Origin of the sequence: Streptomyces sp. YGL11-2, assembly GCF_050054615.1 — a bacterium.
Classification (GTDB): domain Bacteria; phylum Actinomycetota; class Actinomycetes; order Streptomycetales; family Streptomycetaceae; genus Streptomyces.
Map to the genome: position 1 here is coordinate 442,943 of NZ_JBNHIN010000002.1, position 21,467 is coordinate 464,409.

Consider the following 21,467-nt stretch of genomic DNA (forward strand, 5'->3'; position numbering starts at 1 on the left):
CCCCCCCCCCCCCCCCCCCCCCGCCCGGGGTGACGGCACAGGCTGCGCGCCTGTGCCGTCACCCCGTTTTCGTGTACAGCAGCGGCGCCAGGCCGCCCGCCTTGTCGAAGGTGCGCCGCAGCTGGCCGCCGATCAGCTCCAGGGTGCTGGGGGAGCCGGGGCGGCAGGTGTCGGGCGGGCCGGAGACCACGGTGGACGGGCCGAGTCGCACCGGCGGACCGGCGCTCTTGAGGGTGGCCGCGAACCGGCAGTCGTACGTGGGCCCGGTGGCCTGCATCCGGAGCACGGTCTCGCCGGGTCTGCCCTGGATGAGGGTGAAGCGGCGGACATCCAGGGCGGAGTCGCCCACCGTCGTCGACCAGATGCCCAGGTAGCCGGCCGGAATGCCGCCGTCCGGCGCCGTGGTCCGGGCCGGGGCCTTCTCGGTGGCGACGGCGCTGCCGTCCGACCCGCCCAGCAGCGCGTACGCGGTGGCGGCACCCGCTCCGGCCAGCACCAGTGCGGCCGCGGCCAGCAGCGTCCGGCGGGTGCGGCGCGTGCGGCGGGTGCGGCGGCGGTGCGCCGGGGCCGGGGCGGCCGGCGGCGCCACGGTGGCGGGCGGCCCGGCGGCCGGGTCCGCGGCGGGTGACCCGTGCGGCCGGACGGCGGTCGGCGGGGCGGGCGTCCGGTCCGGGTCGTCGTGCGGGTTCTCCGCGTCCAGCAGCTCCACCGCGTGCCGCCCCAGGCGGGCGATCAGCGCGCCCGGGAGCCACGGTTCGTCGTCGGCCGCCCCGGTGGCGGGCAGGCCCTCCTCGGCCCACGCCGCCAGGTCCCCGGGCGCGGGGCGCCGGGCGGGGTCCTTCGCGAGGCAGGCGGTGACCAGGTCGTACAGCCCCTCGGGGAGGCCGGTCAGGTCCGGTTCCTCTTCGGCGATGCGGTACATCATGGCGTGCGGCAGGGTCGTGTCGGAGCCGAACGGCTGGCGGCCGGTGGCCGCGTACACCAGCACCGAGCCGAGGCAGAAGACGTCGCAGGCCGGGGTGAGCGGTGTGCCGCGGACCTGCTCGGGGGCCATGAAGCCGGGCGAGCCCACCGCCGCCCCCGTATGCGTCACCCCGCTCGCGGCCACCCCCTCCAGCGCCCGCGCGATGCCGAAGTCAATGACCCGCGGGCCGTCGATGGTGATCAGGATGTTGGACGGCTTGAGGTCGCGGTGGATGATCCCGGCGGCGTGCACCGACCGCAGCGCGCGGGCCAGCCCGGCGGCCAGGATCCGCACCGTGCGCTCCGGCAGCGGTGCGCCCCCGCCGACGACCTGCTGGAGGGAGGGGCCGGCGATGTACCCGGTGGCGAGCCAGGGGGTCTCGGCCTCGGTGTCCGCGTCCAGTACGGGAGCGGTCCACTCCCCGCCGACCTGCTGGGCGGCCCGTACCTCGCGCCGGAAGCGGGCCCGGAACTCCTCCTGGTGGGCCAGTTCCGTACGCACCAGTTTGACGGCGACGGTCCGGCCGCGGTCCGAACGGGCCAGGAACACCCGGCCCATGCCGCCCTCGCCGAGCCGTCCGATCAGGCGGTAGTCCCCGATCCACTGGGGATCCTGCGCGCCCAGCGGAGTCAGCCCTCCGGATCGGCCCGCCCGTCCTGAACGCCTCTGCTGTTCCATGATCCGCCGCCCCTTTGCCCGGTCTCCCCCGACCCCGCCCAGTGGGAGCGCCAACTCGTCCGCGGTGAGGATATCGAGGCCGTATGTCAGGCCGGTGGGGCGGGATTCGGCCAAGGCGTGCGCCCGTAGGGGCGGGCCGGGGCGCCGCCGTCCCCGAGGGCCGGGTTCCCCGCGGCGCGGCATACAGGGCGGTGGCCTGATGGGCTGCTGTGTCGTCAAGAGGGCTTCCCTGTCCGGGAATTGACGGAATGGATGTCTGATTCCGCGTCCCGGAACTTTACGGGGTTACCGATCGTCGAGAGCGGAGAACAACCGCACAGAGCGACGCACAGAGCGACGACAGACACCTCACGATGCCCAGGCGTGCACGATCCCCCGTCCCCCATCACAAGGAGACCGTGTGATACCCGCCGTACGAGCCCTCGCGCGCGCCGCGATGGCCGCCCGACCGGTTCCGCTGGCCGAGGTCCAGGCCCGCGCCGAACTCCTCGCCCGCTACAGCAGCACCTACCTCGTCCCGGTCGAGGTCTTCGCCGCCTTCGCGGCCGAACTCACCGACCGGCGACGCCCCGGCGGCCCGTTCGCGGTGCTGTGCATCAACGGCCGCCGCTGGTTCCGCTACCACTCCCTCTACTACGACACCCCCGACCTGCGCTCCTTCCACGACCACCGGCAGCGCAACCGGCTCCGCTTCAAGATCCGCGAGCGGCTCTACGCCGACACCGGAGAGCGGCAGTTCGAGATCAAGCTCAAGGGGCGGCACGGCGAAACGGTCAAACACCGCCAGCCGCTGATGCCCGGCGCCGCGGCCCTGGGCGACGCCCCGCGCGGCTTCCTCGCCTCCGTGCTCGACCGCACATACGGCATCCAGGCCCCCACCCAACTGGGCCGCTCCTTAGAGACCGACTACCAGCGCACCACCTTCGTGGCGGACGGCCAGCGCGTCACCTGCGACGCGGCCCTCCTCTGCCGCGACCTGGAGACCGGCCGCACCGTACGGGCCGACGGCGGGCTGGTCCTCGTCGACACGAAGACCTGCGGGCGGCTCACCGAGGCCGACCGGCTGCTGACCGGATACGGGCTCCAGGCCGCCGAGTTCACCAAGTACTGCGCCGGGTTGTCGGCGCTGCGGCCCCATCTGTACGCCAACCACTGGCAAGGGGCGGTCCGCACCGCCTTTCCCACCGCGGCGGCCTGACCGCCGTGCCCCGCGCGCCGCACGCCGAGCGCCGCGGTTCCTGACGGAGCCCGGGGGAGGTACCCCACCCCCGGGCATCCCTGGAGTTTCCTCCAGACCGTAGACATTCTGTCCGTGCGCGTGGTGAGCGCCATACACAGTGTCGGTACCGGTCGGCGGACCGTGATCCTTAGGCTGGGAGCCGTTCGCCGTTCCTGTCCAGCGGCGGACTCCCGCGACCGATCCGAGGTACCGACCGTGACCACGAAGCACCCCGACCCCGCCGCCGGCGCCGCGGTCAAGGCCGCCGACCGCGCGCACGTCTTCCACTCCTGGTCCGCACAGGGCCTGATCGACCCGCTGCCGGTCGCCGGTGCCGAGGGCTCGTACTTCTGGGACTACGACGGCAACCGCTACCTCGACTTCTCCTCCCAGCTGGTCAACACCAACATCGGCCACCAGCACCCCAAGGTCGTCGCGGCCATCCAGGAGCAGGCCGGCAAGCTCTGCACCCTCGCCCCGGGCTTCGCCGTGGACGTCCGCTCCGAGGCCGCCCGGCTGATCGCCGAGCGCACCCCCGGCGACCTCGACAAGATCTTCTTCACCAACGGCGGCGCCGAGGCCGTGGAGAACGCGGTCCGGATGGCCCGGCTGCACACCGGCCGCGCCAAGGTGCTGTCCACCTACCGCTCGTACCACGGCGCCACCGCCGCCGCGATCAACCTGACCGGCGACCCGCGCCGCTGGCCCTCCGACACCGCCTCGGCCGGCGTCGTCCACTTCTGGGGCCCGTTCCTCTACCGTTCGCCGTTCCACGCGGAAAGCGAAGCCCAGGAGTGCGAGCGCGCCCTGGCCCACCTGGAAGAGACCATCGCCTTCGAGGGCCCGCAGTCGATCGCCGCGATCATCCTGGAGACCGTCCCGGGCACCGCCGGGATCATGGTCCCGCCGCCCGGCTACCTCGCCGGCGTCCGCGAGATCTGCGACCGCCACGGCATCGTCTTCATCCTCGACGAGGTGATGGCCGGCTTCGGCCGCACCGGCCGCTGGTTCGCCGCCGACCACTTCGGCGTCACCCCCGACCTGCTCACCTTCGCCAAGGGCGTCAACTCCGGCTACGTACCGCTGGGCGGCGTCGCCATCAGCGCCGAGATCGCCGCCACCTTCGACCAGCGGCCCTACCCCGGCGGCCTGACCTACTCCGGCCACCCGCTGGCCTGCGCCTCCGCCGTCGCCACCCTCAACGCGATGGCCGAGGAGCGGATCGTGGAGAACGCCGCGGAGATCGGCGAGACGGTGATCGGCCCGGCGCTGCGCGCCATCGCCGAGCGGCACCCCTCGGTCGGCGAGGTCCGCGGCATGGGCGTCTTCTGGGCCCTGGACCTGGTGAAGAACAAGGAGACCCGCGAACCGCTGGTGCCCTACAACGCGTCCGGCGCCGCCAACGCCCCGATGGCCGAATTCGCCGCGGCCTGCAAGCGCGGCGGCCTGTGGCCCTTCGTGAACATGAACCGGACGCATGTCGTCCCGGCCTGCACCGTCACCGAGGCCGAGGCCAAGGAGGGCCTGGCCGCCCTCGACGAGGCGCTGACCGCCGCGGACGCGCACACCGCCTGAGCCGGCCGCGCGCGTGCACCCATCGGGAGGCACCGTGCCGCGGCCCTCGCCTATCGTGGGCGAGGGCCGCGCTCACCTGCGGTCATGGACGTCGAAGGGGACGCACCGGATGGCCGCCGGCGGAGAGAGCTCAGTCATACGGCGCAGCACCCTGCGCCAGCAGATCGCCGACGCGCTGCGCGACGAGGTGCTGGCCGGCCGGCTGCCGTGCGGCCACCCCTTCACCGTCAAGGAGATCGCCGACCAGTACGGCGTCTCCGCGACGCCGGTGCGCGAGGCGCTGCTCGACCTGTGCGCCCAGGGCCTGCTGGACGTCGAGCAGCACCGCGGCTTCAAGGTGCACGCCTTCACCGCCGACGACTTCCGCGCCATGGTCGAGGCCCGCACCCTGATCATCGAGGGCATCTTCCGCAGCGGCGCCGAACGGGCCCTGCTGGCCACCCCCGCCGAGGTGCTGATCTCCATCCGGCGCCGCGCCGAGGAGGCCGAGCGCGCCGCGCGGGCCGGCGACCTCGACGTCCTCATCGGCTACGACCTGCGGTTCTGGCGCGAGCTGAGCGGCATCGTCAAGAACCCCTACATCAGCGACTTCCTCGACCGGCTCCGGGTCCAGACCTGGATGTTCGCGGTGCCCGTGCTGCGCCGCGAGCCGCAGCTGCGCGGCCGCCTCTGGCACGGCCACAGCGAACTCGCCGACGCCCTCCTGCGGCACGACCTGCCGGACGCCCAGCGGCTGATCGCCGAGTACAACGAGCACTCCCTCGCTCTCGTCGGAAAGCCCGGGTAGCACTACGCTGTCCCGACCATCGGCCGTAATGGGCCGTACCCGTACCTGTACGTGCGCCGGTGTCCCCGTCCCCGACCGGAAGCGAGCCCTCACCCGTGGCATGTGACCTGTGGCTGGTACCCCTCGTCGATGTGCTGTGCCACAGCCCCGACAACCCGTTCTCCGAAGAGATCGCCGCCTACGACAACGCCCTGGCCGAGGCGGGCCTGCCCACGGTCCCGGTCTTCAGCTACATGCCGGGCCTCTCCGGCGACGTGGCACCGGTCGCCGGCTTCGACTACGACGCGCTGCACTTCCTGCGCCGCGCCTACCTCCTGCGGCTGTGTGGCCTGGAGGTGACCCCGGTCGACGAACTGGGCGGCGACTACGAGCAGTTGCTGGAGATGTTCGAGACCACCGCTCAGCAGTCCCACCTGGTCTGGCACTACGACCACGCGGGCGCGTACGTCCCGGTCGACTTCCCGCACCCGCTCGCCAACGACGAACTGCTCGCCGGCGGCGGTCCGCTGGGCTCCTCGCACGGCCTGCTGCGCGACCTCGAACTGGTCGCACCGGCCCTCGGCATCGACCCGACCAACCCGCCGGCCGCGCCCGCGCCGCCGGCCGGCCCCACCTCGCTGGAGGAGCGGGCGGGCGCGGCCCCTCTGGACGACGGCCCGTTCGCACGGGAGCGGCACGTCTGGCTCGGGCTGCACGCCGCCGCCACCCGGAGCCTGGGCCAAGGCTCCATGATCGTCTTCAGCTGAAGCGGTACGGACACCGCACCGGGCGGGCCGGTGGGGGCGCCCCACACCCCCGTCGGCCCGCCCGGATCCCGTCCTCCCACCGCGCACCCGGCGCGGGCGCACCCTCAGCGGGGCGCCTCCGGTGGCCGCTGCCGCGGCATGTTCGGCCGCGCACCGGGCGGCAGCACGAACCGCCCCGCCTGGCCCGGGCCCTCCTGCCGCGGCGCCGCCCACGGCAGCACCGCCTGCGTGGCCTGCGGCACCGGCCCGGACCGGAACTCCACCATCCAGTCCGCCGTCTCGGCCCGGACCAGCTCCCCGACGTCCTCGTTGAACCGCCGCAGCACCCCCAGGCAGCGCTCCGCCGCCTCGCTCGCGGTGCCCTCCGTCGGCCCGAGCACCTCGCGCACCCCCTCGGACGCCCAGTCGAACTGCAACGCCTCCAGCCGCCGGTGGATCGCCTGCGCGGTGGCCAGATCGCGCATCCAGCCGGTGGTCACCCCGAAATACCGGTCGCCGCCCACGCACACCGCCGCCAGCAGCAGCGCCAGCGCGCCCCACGGCGCCGCGTGCTCCCACACCCCGGCGAGGTCCAGCAGCGGCAGCGCCCCGCCCGCGGTCACCCCGGCCGCGGCGCCCAGCCGCAGCACCCGCGCGCCCCGGCGCTTGGCCAGCCGGTCGTGCAGATACCAGTCGGCGGTGCGCAGCGCGTTCTCCTCGGTCCACAGATAGAGCGCGTCCAGCCGGTCGGCCGGCTCGCCCCAGTCGCCGCCCGGAAAGGCCCGCCCGATGAGATCGCCCCGGCCCCGCATCCGGTCGGTGGCACGGCGCTCCAGCTGTCCCCGCTCCCGGAAGCGGTCCGGATGCCGCCCGTGGCCACGTCCCCGCCCGCCCTCCCCCCGAGGGGGCACCTCGGGCTGCATCTCCGGCTGACTCACCCGTGCGCTCCCTCTGTACGGATATGTGCGGTGCGCCCGTGGCGTAACGAGACAGCGGCTGCGCACGTCCCCCTTCCTACCGCCGAACGGCTGGCCACCGTCCCGCGGTCGCGCCGTTTCCGCCCGGAAGTGGTGCGGGATCGGGTATAGGGCCGCCGCGGATCTCACCCGAAAGAGTCGGCGCCGCGGGGGCGGACGGTTTCCGGCCCGCCCGGCGGCCCGTATCCGCGCCCGTGTCCATGTCCGCAGCCGTGCGGGCTGGCGTCGGGCCCGTCGCGCCGCTCGTCTAGGCTGCACTGCGTGAAGGTCCTCGTCATCGGCGGCGGCGCCCGCGAACACGCCCTGTGCCGCTCTCTGTCCCTCGACCCCGACGTCACCGCGCTGCACTGCGCTCCCGGCAACGCCGGCATCGCCGAGGTGGCCGAACTGCACGGTGTCAACGCCCTCGACGGCGCGGCCGTCGCCGAACTCGCCGTGGGCCTGGAGGCCGACCTCGTCGTCGTCGGCCCCGAGGCCCCCCTGGTGGCGGGCGTCGCCGACGCCGTGCGCGACCGCGGCATCCCGGTCTTCGGCCCGTCGGCCCAGGCCGCACAGCTGGAGGGCTCCAAGGCGTTCGCCAAGGACGTGATGGCCGCCGCAGCCGTGCCCACCGCCCGCAGCTACGTCTGCACCACCCCCGAGGAGATCGACGAGGCGCTGGACGCCTTCGGCGCCCCGTACGTGGTCAAGGACGACGGCCTGGCGGCCGGCAAGGGCGTCGTCGTCACCGAGGACGTGGCAGCCGCCCGCGCCCACGCGCTGGCCTGCGACCGCGTCGTGATCGAGGAGTTCCTGGACGGCCCCGAGGTCTCCCTCTTCGCCGTCACCGACGGCGACACCGTCGTCCCGCTCCAGCCCGCCCAGGACTTCAAGCGCGCCCACGACGGCGACGCGGGCCCCAACACCGGCGGGATGGGCGCCTACAGCCCGCTGCCCTGGGCCGACCCGAAGCTGGTCGACGAGGTCCTCAAGACCGTGCTCCAGCCCACCGTCGACGAACTGCGGCGCCGCGGCACCCCCTTCTCCGGGCTGCTCTACGCGGGCCTGGCGATCACCTCCCGCGGGGTCCGCGTGATCGAGTTCAACGCGCGGTTCGGCGACCCGGAGACCCAGGTCGTACTGGCCCGCCTCCAGACCCCGCTCGCCGGCCTGCTGCACGCCGCCGCGACCGGCACCCTGGCCACCTTCCCGCCGCTGCGCTGGACCGACGGCGCCGCGGTCACCGTCGTCATCGCCTCCCACAACTACCCGGGCACCCCGCGCACCGGCGACCCGATCGAGGGCCTGGCCGAGGTGGCCGAGCAGGACGCCCCCGATGCGTACGTGCTGCACGCCGGCACCGAGCGGGACGTGTCCGGCGCGGTGCTCAGCGCGGGCGGCCGGGTGCTGTCCGTCACGGCCACCGGCGCCGACCTGGCCACCGCCCGGGAGCGCGCCTACCGGGCCGTCGGCCGGATCTCCCTGGACGGCTCCCAGCACCGCACCGACATCGCCGCCAAGGCGGCGGCGGAGGCGTAGCGCGTCTCCGGCGCGCCCGCACGCGCCGCACACGTGGTCCGAGGCATATGTCATTCCCCATGGCATATGCCTCGACTCTTTCCGGGCCTTCCGGACACCCGGGAAGCGGCCCAGATCGACCGGTCACCGGTCCCCGGCTTTACCCAAAGCCATTCCATCGAGTGACCGCGCCGGTAACCGGCTGACGAAAGAACAACCCCCAACTAGGGTGCCGCGCAAGCGTCCTGCGGTCGCAGTGCCCTCATCCGGCACGGTTGCCACGGTGGCGTCCGGCAAGTGGGTCACCGGCATTGCGATGTCAGTGGCCAGTGCCACAGTGGTGGGGGAGTGACCTCGCTCGCCCACGCACCGCATCATCTTTTGTCCGTCCGTCCGTCCCGTTCCCCGTCCCGTGTTCTCTCTCCTTATCTCTCCGGTCCGGCTCCATCAGGACAGCAGGGGGTGTACAGGCTCGTGGCAAGTCCGGAAACAGGCGTCCTGGCGGCGCGTGCCCGCGCCCTGGCCGTACTCCGCGTCCGCGGCGCGGCGCTGGCCGCGGCGATACTGCCCGCCGCGGTCGCGGTCGTGCTCTTCGCGGGCGGCGCCACCGGCCATCTCGGCGCCGGCCTCGGCGCCGACGGCGGCTGGGGCATCGCCCGCTGGACGGTCAGCGGGGCCGCGGTGCTCACGCTCCTGCTGGCCGCCCTGGTGGCCGCGGTCGTCGTCCGCGCGCGGCCGGCCCTCAGCCCCTCCGTGCCGCTCTCCGAGGAGTCCGCCCCCGATCTCTACCGCCTCGTCCGCGACCTCGCCGACCGCCTCGACGTCCCCGCCCCGTCCGCGATAGCCCTCACCCCGGACTGCGACAGCTGGCTGGAGGACCGTACGCACCGCGCCCACGGCCCGCCGCGGCCCGCGCGGGGCGCCGGCCGCCGGGCGCCTGACGCCCCGGTCCTGGTGATCGGCTCACCGTTCCTGTGGTGGATGCGGGTCGCCGAACTGCGCGCCCTGCTGGCCCCGGTGGTCGCCGGCACCGGCCCGTCGGCGCACCCCGACATAGCCGCCGCCCGCCGCTTCATCCGCGGCCTGGACGCCGCGGTCGCGGTCGCGGCCCGCGCCCGGGGCCCGCTGCGCGGCCTCCCGCTCCGCTTCGTCGGCCGAGTGGCCCGGTTGCTGCTGCGCGCCTGCCGCGAACACGCCACGATCATGGAGCGCGGGGTGGCGGCCGCCGCCTCCGAGCGCGCCCAGACCGTCGACTACGGCCTGCGGATCGTCGCCCAGGAGCAGGTCGGGCTGGCGTACGCGGGCTGGGACCGGCTGCTGACCAGGGTCGCGCTGCCCGCCTGGCGGATGGGCCGCTGGCCCTCCCGGCTGGACGCCGGCGTGGTCTCCGCGCTCACTGAGCTCTCCCGCCGCGACCGCCTCGCCGAGGGCTTCGCCTCCCGCCTCGGCGAACGGCCCGCCTGCGACCTCCTGGAGGAGCCCGGCGCCATCGACCGCGCCGCCTCCCTGCTGGCCGCCCGGCTCTTCCACGGCGGCCCGGCCGAGCCGGGGCCCGACTGGTCACCGGTCGGCTGGCAGCAGTATCCGGAAGAGGTCGTGGACCGGAAGTGGCGCCTGGAGGCGGCCCGCCTGCACCGCGTCCTCGACGAACTCCCGGTGACCCCGCCGCCGGACACCGGCCCCGAGGACGGCCCCGCGTCCCGTACGCCGGACCGCCCCGCCGCCCCCGCCGAACCGTCCTCCCCGGCCCCGCCCACGGCGCCCACCACCACCCACCGCACCACCGCCACCGCCCCGCCGCTGGCCTACGCCCGCGCCCGCACCCGTGCGCCCGCCGGCCACCGCCCCGCGGGCCGGCCCGGCGGAGAGCCCCCCGGCTCGGCCACCGCCCCCGTGGCCGCCGCCTCCGCCGGCCCGACCCTGGCCCGGGTGATCGACCGCCTGGCCCGCGACTCCCGCACCGGCGATCTCGTCGCCGCCCGGCTGGGCGCGGAGGTCGCCCGCGAGGAGCGCGAGGAAGCCGCCCGCCAGGCGGCCCGCGGTAGTGGCACGCGGGACGCCGCAGGGGTGGCCTGGGGAGACGGCCTGGCCGAGGGCGGCCTCCCGCTGTTCCCCCTGCAACCACCGCGCACCGGCCGCGAACTGCTCGCCGACCACGTCACGGCCATGGTCTGCTGCGCCGCCGTCGACACCGCCGGCGCCGCCCCCGGCCTGGACTGGCTCGACGGCCCCGCCCTCATCGTCGACGGCACCCGCCGCGCCGACCTCGGCCGCCCGGTCCTCTGCCTCGTCGACGACGGCGACGCGGAACCGCTCCGCGGCTGGCTGACGACCATAGGCATCCGCCCCGAGAAGCCGGTCCGGCTGGTGTGACCGCTCGTGTGATCGCAGCGGACCGCCGAACCGGCTGAGTGTTCCCTTCCAGTTCATGCTTCGGGGCAAGCGGACCTAAATTCACGACGAAGGGTGACGAAGTGAGTGCGTAATGTGATGTGCTGGGGGACGGGTAAGGCCCGTTCGCCCCGATGCCGGGATCCGTCCCCGTGCGTACGGCGGCGGCCCGGAGCGGCGGCGGGCGGCGGCCACCCGCCCGGTCGGCCGCGGCCAAGGGGGACGCGGGAGGGGAGTGGAAGGTGGCGACGGAACAGATCAGGCGCTGGGAGTCGGGCGCCCTCGCCCACGCGGTCACGGACCCGTTCGGACAGGGCCCGCTGCCCTGGTTGCGCGGCAGCGAGACGTACTTCGACTCCGGCCACATCATTCCCTGGTACGTCGATCCCGCGGTCGCCCGCGGTGACCTGCTGGTGCCCGCGCCCCGCAAGCACAACGGCCCGCGCCCCGCCGACGACGTGCACTGCCAGATCAAGGGCTTCGCCGGCACCGGCACGGTGGCCCCCGGCGAGGCCATCGACTTCCGGGTCTCGGTCGACCCGCCGCAGCCCTTCAGCATCGACGTCTACCGCATCGGCCACTACGCCGGCGCCGGCGCCGCCAAGATCACCACCAGCCCCCGGCTCGCCGGCATCGTCCAGCCGTCCCCCATGCTGGTCGACCGCACGGTCTCCTGCCACCACTGGTGGCTGTCCTGGCGCCTCCAGGTCCCCACGTACTGGCAACTGGGCGCCTACGTCGCCGTGTTGACCACCGCCGACGGCCGCTACCGCTCCCACATCCCCTTCACCGTCCGCGACGACCAGCCCGCCGACCTCCTGCTGCTGCTCCCCGACATCACCTGGCAGGCGTACAACCTCTACCCCGAGGACGGCCGTACGGGCGCCAGCCTCTACCACGCCTGGGACGAGAAGGGCGCCCTTCTCGGCGAACGGGACGCCGCCACCACCGTCTCCTTCGACCGCCCCTACGCCGGCGCCGGCCTGCCCCTCCACGTAGGCCACGCCTACGACTTCATCCGCTGGGCCGAGCGCTACGGCTACGACCTCGCCTATGCCGACGCCCGCGATCTGCACGCCGGCCGCGTCGACCCCACGCGCTACCGCGGCCTGGTCTTCCCCGGCCACGACGAGTACTGGTCGGTGCCCATGCGCCGCACGATCGAGGGCGCCCGCGACGGCGGCACCTCCCTGGTCTTCCTCTCCGCCAACACCATGTACTGGCAGGTCGAGTTGTCCCCGTCGCCGTCCGGCCCCGCCGCCCTGCTCACCTGCCGCAAGCGCCAGGGCCCCGGCCGCCCCGCCCTCTGGCGCGAACTGGGCAACCCCGAACAGCGCCTGTTGGGCATCCAGTACGCGGGCCGGGTCCCCGAGCCCGCCCCCCTGGTCGTCCGCAACGCCGACCACTGGCTGTGGGAGGCCACCGGCGCCGACGAAGGCGACGAGATCCCCGGTCTGGTCGCCGGCGAGGCCGACCGCTACTTCCCGCGCACCAGCCTCCCCGAGCACACCCGCCGCATCCTGCTGGCCCACTCCCCGTACCGCGACAGCGAGGGCAACCGCCGCCATCAGGAGACCTCCCTCTACCGCGCCCCCAGCGGCGCGCTGGTCTTCTCCTCCGGCACCTTCGCCTGGTCGCCCGCCCTCGACCGCCCCGGCCACGTCGACCAGCGCGTCCAGCGCGCCACGGCCAACCTCCTCGACCGCATCTGCAAGCGCGACTAGGGCCCGGCCCATCGGACAGGCCCCGGGAACCGCCCGCAGCGCCCCCGGCGCCCGCACCGCCACCGGGACCTACCGCGCCGCGAACTCCCCCAACTCCCGCGCCAGCGCGACCGTCAGCGCCCGGAAGATCCGCACCTCCTGATGCGGGTCCCCGGCCCGCGTCACCAGCACGCTGTGCGCCCGCGGCGCGTCCAGCACCGGTACGAACACCGTGCCCGGCCAGGGGTAGTAGCGGGCGAAGGACTTCAGCCCGGACCCCGCGCCGCGCCCGGCCGCCACACTCGTCAGCACATCGTGCGGCGTCAGCGCGCAGTCCGGCGCCCGCCGCTCGCCGTCCCGGAAGTACAGATAGTCCACGAACGGCCGCGGGGTGCGCGCCGGCACCCGCAGAAACGGCAGATCGATGACGTCCGCGACCCGCAGCCCCTCGTGCGCCGCGTCCGCGAGCGGCGACCGCGCCGAGACCGCCACGATCCGCTGCTCGGTCGTCAGGACGTCCACCTCGATGCCCTCGGCCTCCACCGCGGGCCGTACGAACGCCACGTCCACCCGGTCCTCTCGCAGCGCGCTGCAGTGCTCGGTGAAGGTCAACTCCACCAGATGCACCGGCACTTCGGGACGCGCCCGGCGGAAGGCGCTCACCGCGGCCGGGGTCAGCTCCGCCGAACCGTGGCTCATCACCCCGACCCGCAGCCCGCGCGACGAGCGCCCCCGGGCGGCCTCGGCCACGTCCTCCATCGCGGCGTTCGCGGCGGCCAGCAGCGTCCGGGCGTGCGACGCCAGCCGCCGGCCCGCGACCGTCGGTACCACCGGCCCCCGGCCGCGGTCCAGCAGCCGCGCGCCGAACTCCCGCTCCAGCTGCTGCACGTGCTGGGTGACCGCGGCCGGCGACAGGAACAGCCGGGTCGCGGCCCGCCCGAAGTGCTCCTCCTCGACCACCGCCAGGAAGGAAGACAGCCGTCGCAGATCCATAGGCGCCACGATAAGCCGGGGCCGAAGCCTCCACCCCGGGCCGTTCACCATTCCTGAACGGAGGCGGCGCGCCGGCCCGCCCCCGCCGTACAACGTCCCCCATGCCCCTGTCACACACCCCGACGGCCCAGGTCGGCACCGCCGCCACCGCGGCCACCGCCACCGTCACCGCCCCCCGCCACTGGCTGCGCGCCGGCTGGCTGATGACCGCCTCTGGGTGGAGCGCCAACCAGTACTCCTCCCTCCTCGGCGCCTACCGCGCCCACCTCGGTCTGACCGCCGCCACCACCACCGCCCTGTTCGCCGTCTACGTCGTCGGCCTGATCCCCGGCCTCCTCGCCGGCGGCCCGCTCGCCGACCGCCACGGCCGCCGCCGGGTCACCTACACCGCCCTGGGCATCTCCGCCCTGGCGACCTGCCTGCTGATGGCCGGCCCGGCCGCCCCGGTGCTGCTGTGGCCCGGCCGCTTCCTCACCGGCGTCGGCGCCGGCACCCTGCTCACCGCCGGCAGCGTCTGGATCAAGGAACTCTCCACACCGCCGTACGGCACCGCGCCCACCCCCGGCGCCGCCGCCCGCCGTTCCGGCCTCTTCCTCTCCGCGGGCTTCGCCACCGGGGGCCTGGCCGCTTCCCTGATAGCCCAGTGGGCCCCGTACCCGATGACCCTGGCCTACGTCCCGCACCTGGTCCTGGTCGCGGTCGCCGCCCTGAGCGCCGCCCGCGCCCCCGAGACCGTCCCGGCCCGGACGCCGGGCACCGCGGCCCCGGATCCCGCCGTCCCCGCGTACCGCACGCCGTTCCGCCGCCTGGTCGTCCCGGTGGCGCCCTGGGTGTTCGCCGCCCCCGCGATCGCCTTCGCCGTCCTCCCCGGCCTCGTCGACACCGGCCTCCACGGCTGGCAGACCGTCTACGCCGGGATCATCACCGCCGTCACCCCCGGCGCCGGCCTCCTCGTCGCCCCGCTCGCCCGCCGGCTGACCGCCCGGCACCGGGTCGCCACCGGCGCCGTCGGCCTGCTCGTCACCGCCGCCGGCCTGCTGACCGGCGCCCTCGCGGTGGCGCGCGCGGAGCCCGCCGTGGCGCTGCTCGCCGCCGCGCTGCTCGGCGCCGGCTACGGCCTGTGCGTCGCCTACGGCCTGACGGAGGTCGCCGCCCTCGCGCCCCCGCACCACCTCGCCCGCCTCACCGCACGCTTCTGGACCGCCTGCTACCTGGGCTTCTGCGCCCCCTACGTGGTCACCCTGCTCACCGGCGCGCTCACCCCGCCCGCGATCCTCCTGGGCGCCGCCGCCCTCGCCCTGCTCACCCTCGCCACGGTCGCCCGCGCCGGAGCCCGTACCTCCGCGTGACCGCCGACCGCCGCCCCCGAAGCACGGACCGCCCGCCCCATACGGGAGAATCACCTCGACTCCTGGATCAACCTACGCGGAGGCAGCGTGTCCGGTTTCGTAGAAAAGCCCGAGCCCGTGCAGGTCCCGGGGCTCACCCACCTGCACACCGGCAAGGTGCGCGACCTCTACCAGAACGCCGACGGCGACCTGGTCATGGTCGCCAGCGACCGCACCTCCGCCTTCGACTGGGTGCTGCCCACCGAGATCCCCGACAAGGGCCGGGTCCTCACCCGGCTCTCCCTCTGGTGGTTCGACCAACTCGCCGACCTGGCCCCGCACCACGTCATCTCCACCGACGTCCCGCCCGGCGCCCCCGCCGACTGGGCCGGCCGCACCATGGTCTGCTCGTCCCTGGAGATGGTCCCGGTCGAGTGCGTCGCCCGCGGCTACCTCGCCGGCTCCGGCCTCGTCGAGTACGAGAAGTCCCGCACGGTCTGCGGCCTGGCCCTCCCCGAGGGCCTGGTCAACGGCTCCGAACTCCCCGCGCCGATCTTCACCCCGGCCACCAAGGCCGCCGTCGGCGACCACGACGAGAACGTCTCCTACGAGGAGACCGCCCGCCAGGTCGGTGCCGAGACCGCCGCCCAGCTCCGCCAGCTGACCCTCGCCATCTACGGCAGGGCCCGGGACATCGCCCGCGAGCGCGGCCTGATCCTCGCCGACACCAAGTTCGAGTTCGGCTTCCGTGAGGGCCGCCTCACCCTGGCCGACGAGGTCCTCACCCCCGACTCCTCGCGCTTCTGGCCCGCCGACCAGTGGCAGCCGGGCCGCGCCCAGCCGTCCTTCGACAAGCAGTTCGTCCGCGACTGGCTCACCTCCCCCGCCGCGGCCTGGGACCGCACCGGCGAGCAGCCCCCGCCGGCCCTCCCGCAGGACATCGTCGACCGCACCCGCGCCAAGTACCTCGAGGCGTACGAGCGCCTCACCGGCCACACCTGGTCCTGACCGCGGGCGCGGCCCGACCAGCACGAAAAGACCCCGGTCGGCAACCGACCGGGGTCTTCTCTCGGAGCGGACGACGAGGCTCGAACTCGCGACCTCAACCTTGGCAAGGTTGCGCTCTACCAACTGAGCTACGTCCGCATGCCCCACGCTTCCGCGCGGTGCGAGCCCCACTATAGCCAACCTCGCCGCCGTGTGACGCTCCCCGCCGTGCGACGGCGCCCCGCGCCCGCCTCCGCGGTGCCGCCCGACGGCCCGTTCCGCCCCGCCCCCGGCGACCGCGCGGCCCGCCCCCCGGCACAAGCGCCCGGCTCCCGCACCGCGTCTCCCGAACCGTCCGCGGCACCCCCTCGCCACCGACCCCGTCCCCCGCCAACTCCGGCCCCGCGCAACGGTCTGCGCGGCGCCCCTCCCGCGCACGACCTCCGCCGGCGCCGCGCCACCCCCACCGTCGCCACGGCCCCCGGCATGCCCACCCCGTCCCCCGCCCCACACCCCCGACCATCCCGGACGCGCCACGATCCCCGCCCCGCACCCCGGCGCCGCACCCCCGCCACAATGTGTCCACCGCCACACCCGCCGCAGCAGCCCCCGCTACGCCCACCACCCGCACGCGAGCACCCCCCTTCCGCCCCGGCGCATCGCCGGCACGCCGCGCCCGAGAAGCGTCAACCCGGCCCACTCCAGGGCGAGTAGCAGCACTACCAGCCCGTCTCGCCCGGGAAATACGCGCGCCCCGCAACGCCGTTCCTCGCGTACGCACGCACCCGCCCCGCGCGCCCGATCCCCATCCCCAGGCCCTTTGCCGTATGCGGAAATGTCCCCGGACCAACTCCCCGGCACCATGGCGGGCTTCGGCGTCCAGCCCGCCCGTGGGCCCGTCCCGGACAGGAACGGCACGGCCGCACCTCCCCCGGCAGTCGATGACACATGGCAGTCACCGGCGCCCCGCGCCCGGCGGAGCGCACCGAGCGCATACGCCCCGCCCCCAGCTGTGACGCAGATCGCAGCACCCCGTTCGCGTACGGCCATTCACCCCGTACCGGGGCAATCCGAACGCGGCGCGACGGCGGGAGGCCGGTCGAGGGCCCACCCGCGAGCCCGTGTCCGCAATGCCCGACCAGCAAAGCCGGGTCCGACCCGCAAAGCCCGACCCGCGAAGAAAGCGCCGGGAGAATCCCGGAAGCCGGGAAGTCCGCAAGCCCGCATGCCGGGAACCCGCGAGAGCCGCACGCCGGGAATCCGCCGGACCGCGACGGAAAATCAAGAAGGCCCCGGTCTCCAGGACCGGGGCCTTCTTTTCCTGAGCGGACGACGAGGCTCGAACTCGCGACCTCAACCTTGGCAAGGTTGCGCTCTACCAACTGAGCTACGTCCGCAGGCATCCACTCGGCTTTCACCAAGTGGCGCGACAGCTACTCTACCTGATCCTTTGGATCGGTTGAACTGTCAGAGCGGGTGACAGGGATTGCACACTGCGCCTCCCCCTTGGAAAGGGGGCGCTCTACTACTGAGCTACACCCGCGTGACTCCTCGGGGCCCGGCCTTTCGGCCTCGCCCCTCGGCGTGCTCCAGACTCTAGCTGATCAGTGGGGGTGCTGTGCAAGTCGGCGGTGTGCTGGCCCGCGGGTGCCGGTAAGTCGGTTAGTGGTTGGCCTCGTTGAAGGCTTCGTAGACCTTCTTGGGGATCCGGCCGCGCGGCGGGACGTCCATCTGATGGGAGCGCGCCCAGGCGCGGACCGCCGCGGGATCGGGGGTCACCGCGGTCCGGTGGAAGGTCTTGCCGGACTTGGCACGCTTGCGGCCGGCCTCCACGAACGGGGCGAGGGCGCCGCGCAGTTTCTTCGCATTGGCGGGATTGAGGTCGATCTCGTACGACTTCCCGTCCAAACCGAAGATGACCGTCTCTGCGGCTTCTCCTCCGTCGATGTCATCGGAGAGCGTTACTACTACGCGCTGCGCCACGGATATCGGTCCTTTCGGGGAGCGACCCCTTGTTGACATGGGGTGATGCTCCGGATCCGGCTGATTGGGATCAATGCTTTTTCATTTGTACAGCGATGGGCATTGCATTGTGAAGCCCAGTTAATTTCGTCAGCGTGTCTTCCCGCAATCAGGACTCCGGATCTTTTCGAGGATTTTCCCTGGAGCGCACTCCTGCCGATACCGGGTCGTGATCGGACGGCCTCATATCTATGCGCGTAGATTTTCGAACACGGTACTGTGAGGTCACCGCCTTACGCACCACACCACCGGGAGTGCCAGTGGCACGCGTCGTAGTCGACGTCATGCTCAAGCCGGAGATCCTCGACCCGCAGGGGCAGGCGGTGCAGCGCGCACTGCCACGCCTGGGTTTCGAGGGGATCGCCGACGTCCGTCAGGGCAAGCGTTTCGAACTTGAGGTGGAGGGTCCGGTCGACGAGGCCGCCCTCGCCCGTATCCATGAGATGGCCGAGACCTTCCTGGCCAACACCGTTATCGAGGACTTCACCGTCCGGGTCGACGAAGCCGAGCGGGCCGAGTCATGACCGTTCGTGTCGGAGTCATCACCTTTCCCGGCACGCTCGACGACCGCGACACCCAGCGCGCGGTCCGGGTGGCCGGGGCCGAGGCGGTGCCGCTGTGGCATCGCGACAAGGACCTCCACCAGGTCGACGCCGTGGTCCTGCCCGGTGGTTTCTCCTACGGGGACTACCTGCGGGCCGGGGCGATCTCGCGGTTCTCGCCGGTGATGGAGACCGTGATCGACCAGGCTCGGGCCGGGATGCCGGTCCTGGGCATCTGCAACGGCTTCCAGGTGCTCACCGAGACCCACCTGCTGCCCGGCGCGATGCTGCGCAACAACCACCTGCATTTCGTCTGCCGCGACCAGAAGCTGCGGGTGGAGAACGCCGGGACCGCCTGGACCACCGACTACGCGCGGGGCCAGGAGATCAGCGTTCCGCTGAAGAACATCGACGGCCGGTATGTGGCCGACGAGCGGACGCTGGACATGCTGGAGGCGGAGGGCCGGGTGGCGTTCCGTTATCTGGACGGCAACCCGAACGGTTCGCTGCGGGACATCGCCGGCATCACCAATGAGGCGGGCAATGTCGTGGGCCTGATGCCGCATCCCGAGCATGCGGTGGAGCCGCTGATCGGTACGGGGCGTACCGACGGTCTGGGGTTCTTCACCTCGATCCTGAAGAAGCTGGTGGGCGCATGAGCCTCGATACCGTCAAGCACGCGGCCGAGAGCCCGGAGGCGGCCCAGCCCTGGGCCGAGCTCGGCCTCAAGGAGGACGAGTACGCGCGGATCCGGGAGATCCTGGGGCGGCGTCCGACCGGCGCCGAGCTGGCGATGTACTCGGTGATGTGGTCCGAGCACTGCTCCTACAAGAGCAGCAAGGTCCACCTCAAGCAGTTCGGCGACAAGGCCCCCGAGAACGACGCGCTGCTCGTCGGCATCGGGGAGAACGCCGGTGTCGTGGACGTCGGTCAGGGGTACGCGGTGACCTTCAAGGTCGAGTCGCACAACCACCCCTCCTACATCGAGCCCTACCAGGGCGCGGCCACCGGTGTCGGCGGCATCGTCCGCGACATCCTGGCGATGGGCGCCCGACCGGTGGCGGTGATGGACCCGCTGCGGTTCGGTGCCGCTGACCACCCCGACACCAAGCGCGTCCTGCCCGGCGTGGTCGCCGGCATCGGCGGCTACGGCAACTGCCTGGGCCTGCCCAACATCGGTGGCGAGGTGGTCTTCGACCCCTGCTACCAGGGCAATCCGCTGGTCAACGCGCTGTGCGTGGGCGTGATGAAGCACGAGGACATCCACCTCGCGAAGGCGTCCGGCGCCGGCAACAAGGTGATCCTCTACGGTGCCCGCACCGGCGGCGACGGCATCGGCGGCGTGTCCGTGCTGGCGTCGGAGACGTTCGACGACGCCAAGCCGGCCAAGCGGCCCGCCGTGCAGGTCGGTGACCCGTTCCAGGAGAAGCTGCTGATCGAGTGCACCCTGGAGATCTTCAGGGAGCATCTGGTCGCCGGCATCCAGGACCTCGGCGGCGCCGGCCTGTCCTGCGCCACCAGCGAACTCGCCAGCGCCGGCTCCGGCGGCATGCGGGTGGAGCTGGATGCCGTTCCGCTGCGGGATTCCTCGCTCTCGCCGGAGGAGATCCTCATGAGCGAGTCGCAGGAGCGGATGTGCGCGATCGTCGAGCCCGGCAAGGTCGACCGCTTCCTGGAGATCTGCGAGAAGTGGGACGTGATCGCCACCGTCATCGGTGAGGTCACCGACGGCGAACGGCTGGAGATCTTCTGGCACGGCGAGCAGATCGTCGACGTCCCGCCGCGTTCGGTCGCCCACGAGGGCCCGACCTACCACCGCCCCTACGCCCGCCCCTCGTGGCAGGACGCCCTCCAGGCCGACGACGCCGCCCGCCTGCCGCGCCCGGCCACGGCCGAGGAACTGCGTGCCCAGGTGCTGCAGTTGGTCGGCTCGCCCAACCAGGCGTCCAAGGCGTGGGTCACCGACCAGTACGACCGGTTCGTGCAGGGCAACACCGTCCTGGCGCAGCCCGAGGACTCCGGCATGGTCCGGATCGACGAGGACACCAACCTGGGTGTCGCCGTCGCCACCGACGGCAACGGCCGCTACGCCAAGCTCGACCCGTATGCCGGTGCGCAGCTGGCGCTGGCCGAGGCGTATCGCAATGTCGCGGCCACCGGCGCCAAGCCGCTGGCGGTCTCGGACTGCCTGAACTTCGGCTCGCCGGAGGACCCGGCGGTCATGTGGCAGTTCGCCGAGGCCACCCGCGGTCTGGCCGATGCCTGCCAGACGCTGGGCACGCCGGTCACCGGCGGCAACGTCTCCCTCTACAACCAGACCGGTGAGACGGCCATCCACCCCACTCCGGTGGTGGCGGTGCTGGGTGTCATCGACGATGTCACCCGCCGCACCCCGGTGGCGTTCGCCGAAGAGGGTCAGCTGATCTACCTGTTGGGCGACACCCGCGAGGAGCTGGGTGGTTCGGCCTGGTCGCAGGTGGTCCACGACCACCTGGGGGGCATGCCGCCGCGGGTGGACCTGGACCGCGAGCAGCTGCTCGGCGAGATCCTGATCTCCGCCTCGCGGGACGGGATGGCCGACGCCGCCCACGACCTGTCCGACGGCGGGCTGATCCAGGCGGTGGTCGAGTCCTGCCTCAAGGGCGGCAAGGGCGCGCGCCTGGTCGTTCCCGACGGCCTGGACCCGTTCGTCTTCCTCTTCTCCGAATCCGCCGGCCGCGCCATCGTCGCGGTGCCCCGCAGCGAGGAACTCCGCTTCACCGACATGTGTGGCGCGCGGGGACTCCCCGCCACCCGCATCGGCGTCGTCGACGGCGAAACCCTCGACATCCAGGGACAGTTCAGCATCCCCCTCGCCGAACTGCGGCACGCCCACGAGACCACGATCCCGGGGCTGATCTCCTAGCGTCGCTCCCGGACCCCCGGTCCGCGTGTGCCGCCGTGCCGACACGGCCCGCCAGTACGCCTGGCGGGCCGTGTCGCCGTTTCGGCCCCGCACCCGCGGGCGCTCCGGCGTCCTGCGCAAGGGGTTGGCGCCTTTCGTACGAGGCACCGCCGACCACGTGATACGGCTGGAGAC

At 73.5% G+C, this 21,467-nt stretch carries 16 protein-coding genes and 3 tRNA genes; 12 read left to right on the plus strand and 7 right to left on the minus strand.

Annotation, left to right across the window (positions count from 1 at the left end):
* Positions 1-58: 58 nt before the first annotated feature.
* Positions 59-1,642 carry a serine/threonine-protein kinase gene (locus ACO1BR_RS04350; RefSeq protein WP_426793671.1) on the minus strand — a complete coding sequence of 528 codons (1,584 nt, stop codon included), beginning with the start codon at positions 1,640-1,642 and terminating at the stop codon, positions 59-61.
* 400 nt (positions 1,643-2,042) lie between these two features.
* Between ACO1BR_RS04350 and ACO1BR_RS04355 the strand changes: the two genes are divergently transcribed.
* The 4 genes from ACO1BR_RS04355 to ACO1BR_RS04370 all read left to right on the plus strand — a co-directional run bounded on the left by ACO1BR_RS04355 (position 2,043) and on the right by ACO1BR_RS04370 (position 5,969).
* Positions 2,043-2,840, plus strand: a complete 798-nt coding sequence (locus ACO1BR_RS04355) for a polyphosphate polymerase domain-containing protein (protein ID WP_426793672.1) — start codon at positions 2,043-2,045, stop codon at positions 2,838-2,840.
* Between the two features lie 237 nt (positions 2,841-3,077).
* The gene (locus tag ACO1BR_RS04360) at positions 3,078-4,436 is read left to right on the plus strand and encodes an aspartate aminotransferase family protein (RefSeq protein WP_426793673.1); all 1,359 of its coding nucleotides are present in this window, start codon (positions 3,078-3,080) and stop codon (positions 4,434-4,436) included.
* 109 nt (positions 4,437-4,545) lie between these two features.
* Positions 4,546-5,223 carry a GntR family transcriptional regulator gene (locus tag ACO1BR_RS04365; RefSeq protein WP_426793674.1) on the plus strand — a complete coding sequence of 226 codons (678 nt, stop codon included), beginning with the start codon at positions 4,546-4,548 and terminating at the stop codon, positions 5,221-5,223.
* 95 nt (positions 5,224-5,318) lie between these two features.
* Entirely contained in the window at positions 5,319-5,969 is a 651-nt protein-coding gene (locus ACO1BR_RS04370; RefSeq protein ID WP_426793675.1) for a hypothetical protein, read from the plus strand.
* Positions 5,970-6,073: 104 nt separating this feature from the next.
* Here the strand turns inward: ACO1BR_RS04370 and ACO1BR_RS04375 are convergent, their stop codons facing one another.
* A complete protein-coding gene (locus tag ACO1BR_RS04375) occupies positions 6,074-6,886 on the minus strand; it encodes an SLATT domain-containing protein (RefSeq protein ID WP_426793676.1) in 813 nt (270 codons plus the stop codon).
* 300 nt (positions 6,887-7,186) lie between these two features.
* Between ACO1BR_RS04375 and purD the strand changes: the two genes are divergently transcribed.
* The 3 genes from purD to ACO1BR_RS04390 all read left to right on the plus strand — a co-directional run bounded on the left by purD (position 7,187) and on the right by ACO1BR_RS04390 (position 12,537).
* Positions 7,187-8,443 (plus strand): phosphoribosylamine--glycine ligase, encoded by a 1,257-nt coding sequence (gene purD, locus ACO1BR_RS04380; protein WP_426793677.1) that lies wholly within the window; start codon positions 7,187-7,189, stop codon positions 8,441-8,443.
* Between the two features lie 453 nt (positions 8,444-8,896).
* Positions 8,897-10,795, plus strand: a complete 1,899-nt coding sequence (locus ACO1BR_RS04385; RefSeq protein WP_426793678.1) for a hypothetical protein — start codon at positions 8,897-8,899, stop codon at positions 10,793-10,795.
* 260 nt (positions 10,796-11,055) lie between these two features.
* Positions 11,056-12,537 carry a N,N-dimethylformamidase beta subunit family domain-containing protein gene (locus ACO1BR_RS04390; protein WP_426793679.1) on the plus strand — a complete coding sequence of 494 codons (1,482 nt, stop codon included), beginning with the start codon at positions 11,056-11,058 and terminating at the stop codon, positions 12,535-12,537.
* 69 nt (positions 12,538-12,606) lie between these two features.
* Here ACO1BR_RS04390 and ACO1BR_RS04395 read toward each other — a convergent pair whose 3' ends face one another.
* Complete coding sequence (locus ACO1BR_RS04395; RefSeq protein WP_426793680.1) at positions 12,607-13,509, minus strand: LysR substrate-binding domain-containing protein; 903 nt, start codon at positions 13,507-13,509, stop codon at positions 12,607-12,609.
* Positions 13,510-13,610: 101 nt separating this feature from the next.
* On the opposite strand from ACO1BR_RS04395, the gene ACO1BR_RS04400 reads away from it, so the two are divergent.
* Both ACO1BR_RS04400 and ACO1BR_RS04405 read left to right on the plus strand, forming a co-directional pair.
* The gene (locus tag ACO1BR_RS04400) at positions 13,611-14,858 is read left to right on the plus strand and encodes an MFS transporter (RefSeq protein WP_426793681.1); all 1,248 of its coding nucleotides are present in this window, start codon (positions 13,611-13,613) and stop codon (positions 14,856-14,858) included.
* 87 nt (positions 14,859-14,945) lie between these two features.
* The gene (locus tag ACO1BR_RS04405; RefSeq protein ID WP_426793682.1) at positions 14,946-15,845 is read left to right on the plus strand and encodes a phosphoribosylaminoimidazolesuccinocarboxamide synthase; all 900 of its coding nucleotides are present in this window, start codon (positions 14,946-14,948) and stop codon (positions 15,843-15,845) included.
* Between the two features lie 65 nt (positions 15,846-15,910).
* Here ACO1BR_RS04405 and ACO1BR_RS04410 read toward each other — a convergent pair.
* The 4 genes from ACO1BR_RS04410 to ACO1BR_RS04425 all read right to left on the minus strand — a co-directional run bounded on the left by ACO1BR_RS04410 (position 15,911) and on the right by ACO1BR_RS04425 (position 17,807).
* Positions 15,911-15,983: transfer RNA gene (locus tag ACO1BR_RS04410), tRNA-Gly, on the minus strand.
* Positions 15,984-17,148: 1,165 nt separating this feature from the next.
* Positions 17,149-17,221 (minus strand) — tRNA-Gly (locus ACO1BR_RS04415).
* Positions 17,222-17,295: 74 nt separating this feature from the next.
* Positions 17,296-17,367 (minus strand) — tRNA-Gly (locus ACO1BR_RS04420).
* 119 nt (positions 17,368-17,486) lie between these two features.
* Complete coding sequence (locus ACO1BR_RS04425; protein ID WP_159503010.1) at positions 17,487-17,807, minus strand: histone-like nucleoid-structuring protein Lsr2; 321 nt, start codon at positions 17,805-17,807, stop codon at positions 17,487-17,489.
* Positions 17,808-18,106: 299 nt separating this feature from the next.
* Between ACO1BR_RS04425 and purS the strand changes: the two genes are divergently transcribed.
* Genes purS through purL form a run of 3 tightly spaced genes read left to right on the plus strand, consistent with a single transcriptional unit; the run spans position 18,107 to position 21,293 of the window.
* A complete protein-coding gene (gene purS / locus ACO1BR_RS04430; RefSeq protein WP_159503011.1) occupies positions 18,107-18,370 on the plus strand; it encodes a phosphoribosylformylglycinamidine synthase subunit PurS in 264 nt (87 codons plus the stop codon).
* On the plus strand, positions 18,367-19,047 hold the full coding sequence (gene purQ / locus ACO1BR_RS04435; protein WP_426793683.1) for a phosphoribosylformylglycinamidine synthase subunit PurQ: 681 nt from the start codon (positions 18,367-18,369) through the stop codon (positions 19,045-19,047). Before purS ends, purQ begins: the two co-directional genes overlap by 4 nt.
* A complete protein-coding gene (purL, locus tag ACO1BR_RS04440) occupies positions 19,044-21,293 on the plus strand; it encodes a phosphoribosylformylglycinamidine synthase subunit PurL (protein ID WP_426793684.1) in 2,250 nt (749 codons plus the stop codon). The genes purQ and purL overlap by 4 nt, the downstream gene beginning before the upstream one ends.
* Positions 21,294-21,467: the final 174 nt, after the last annotated feature.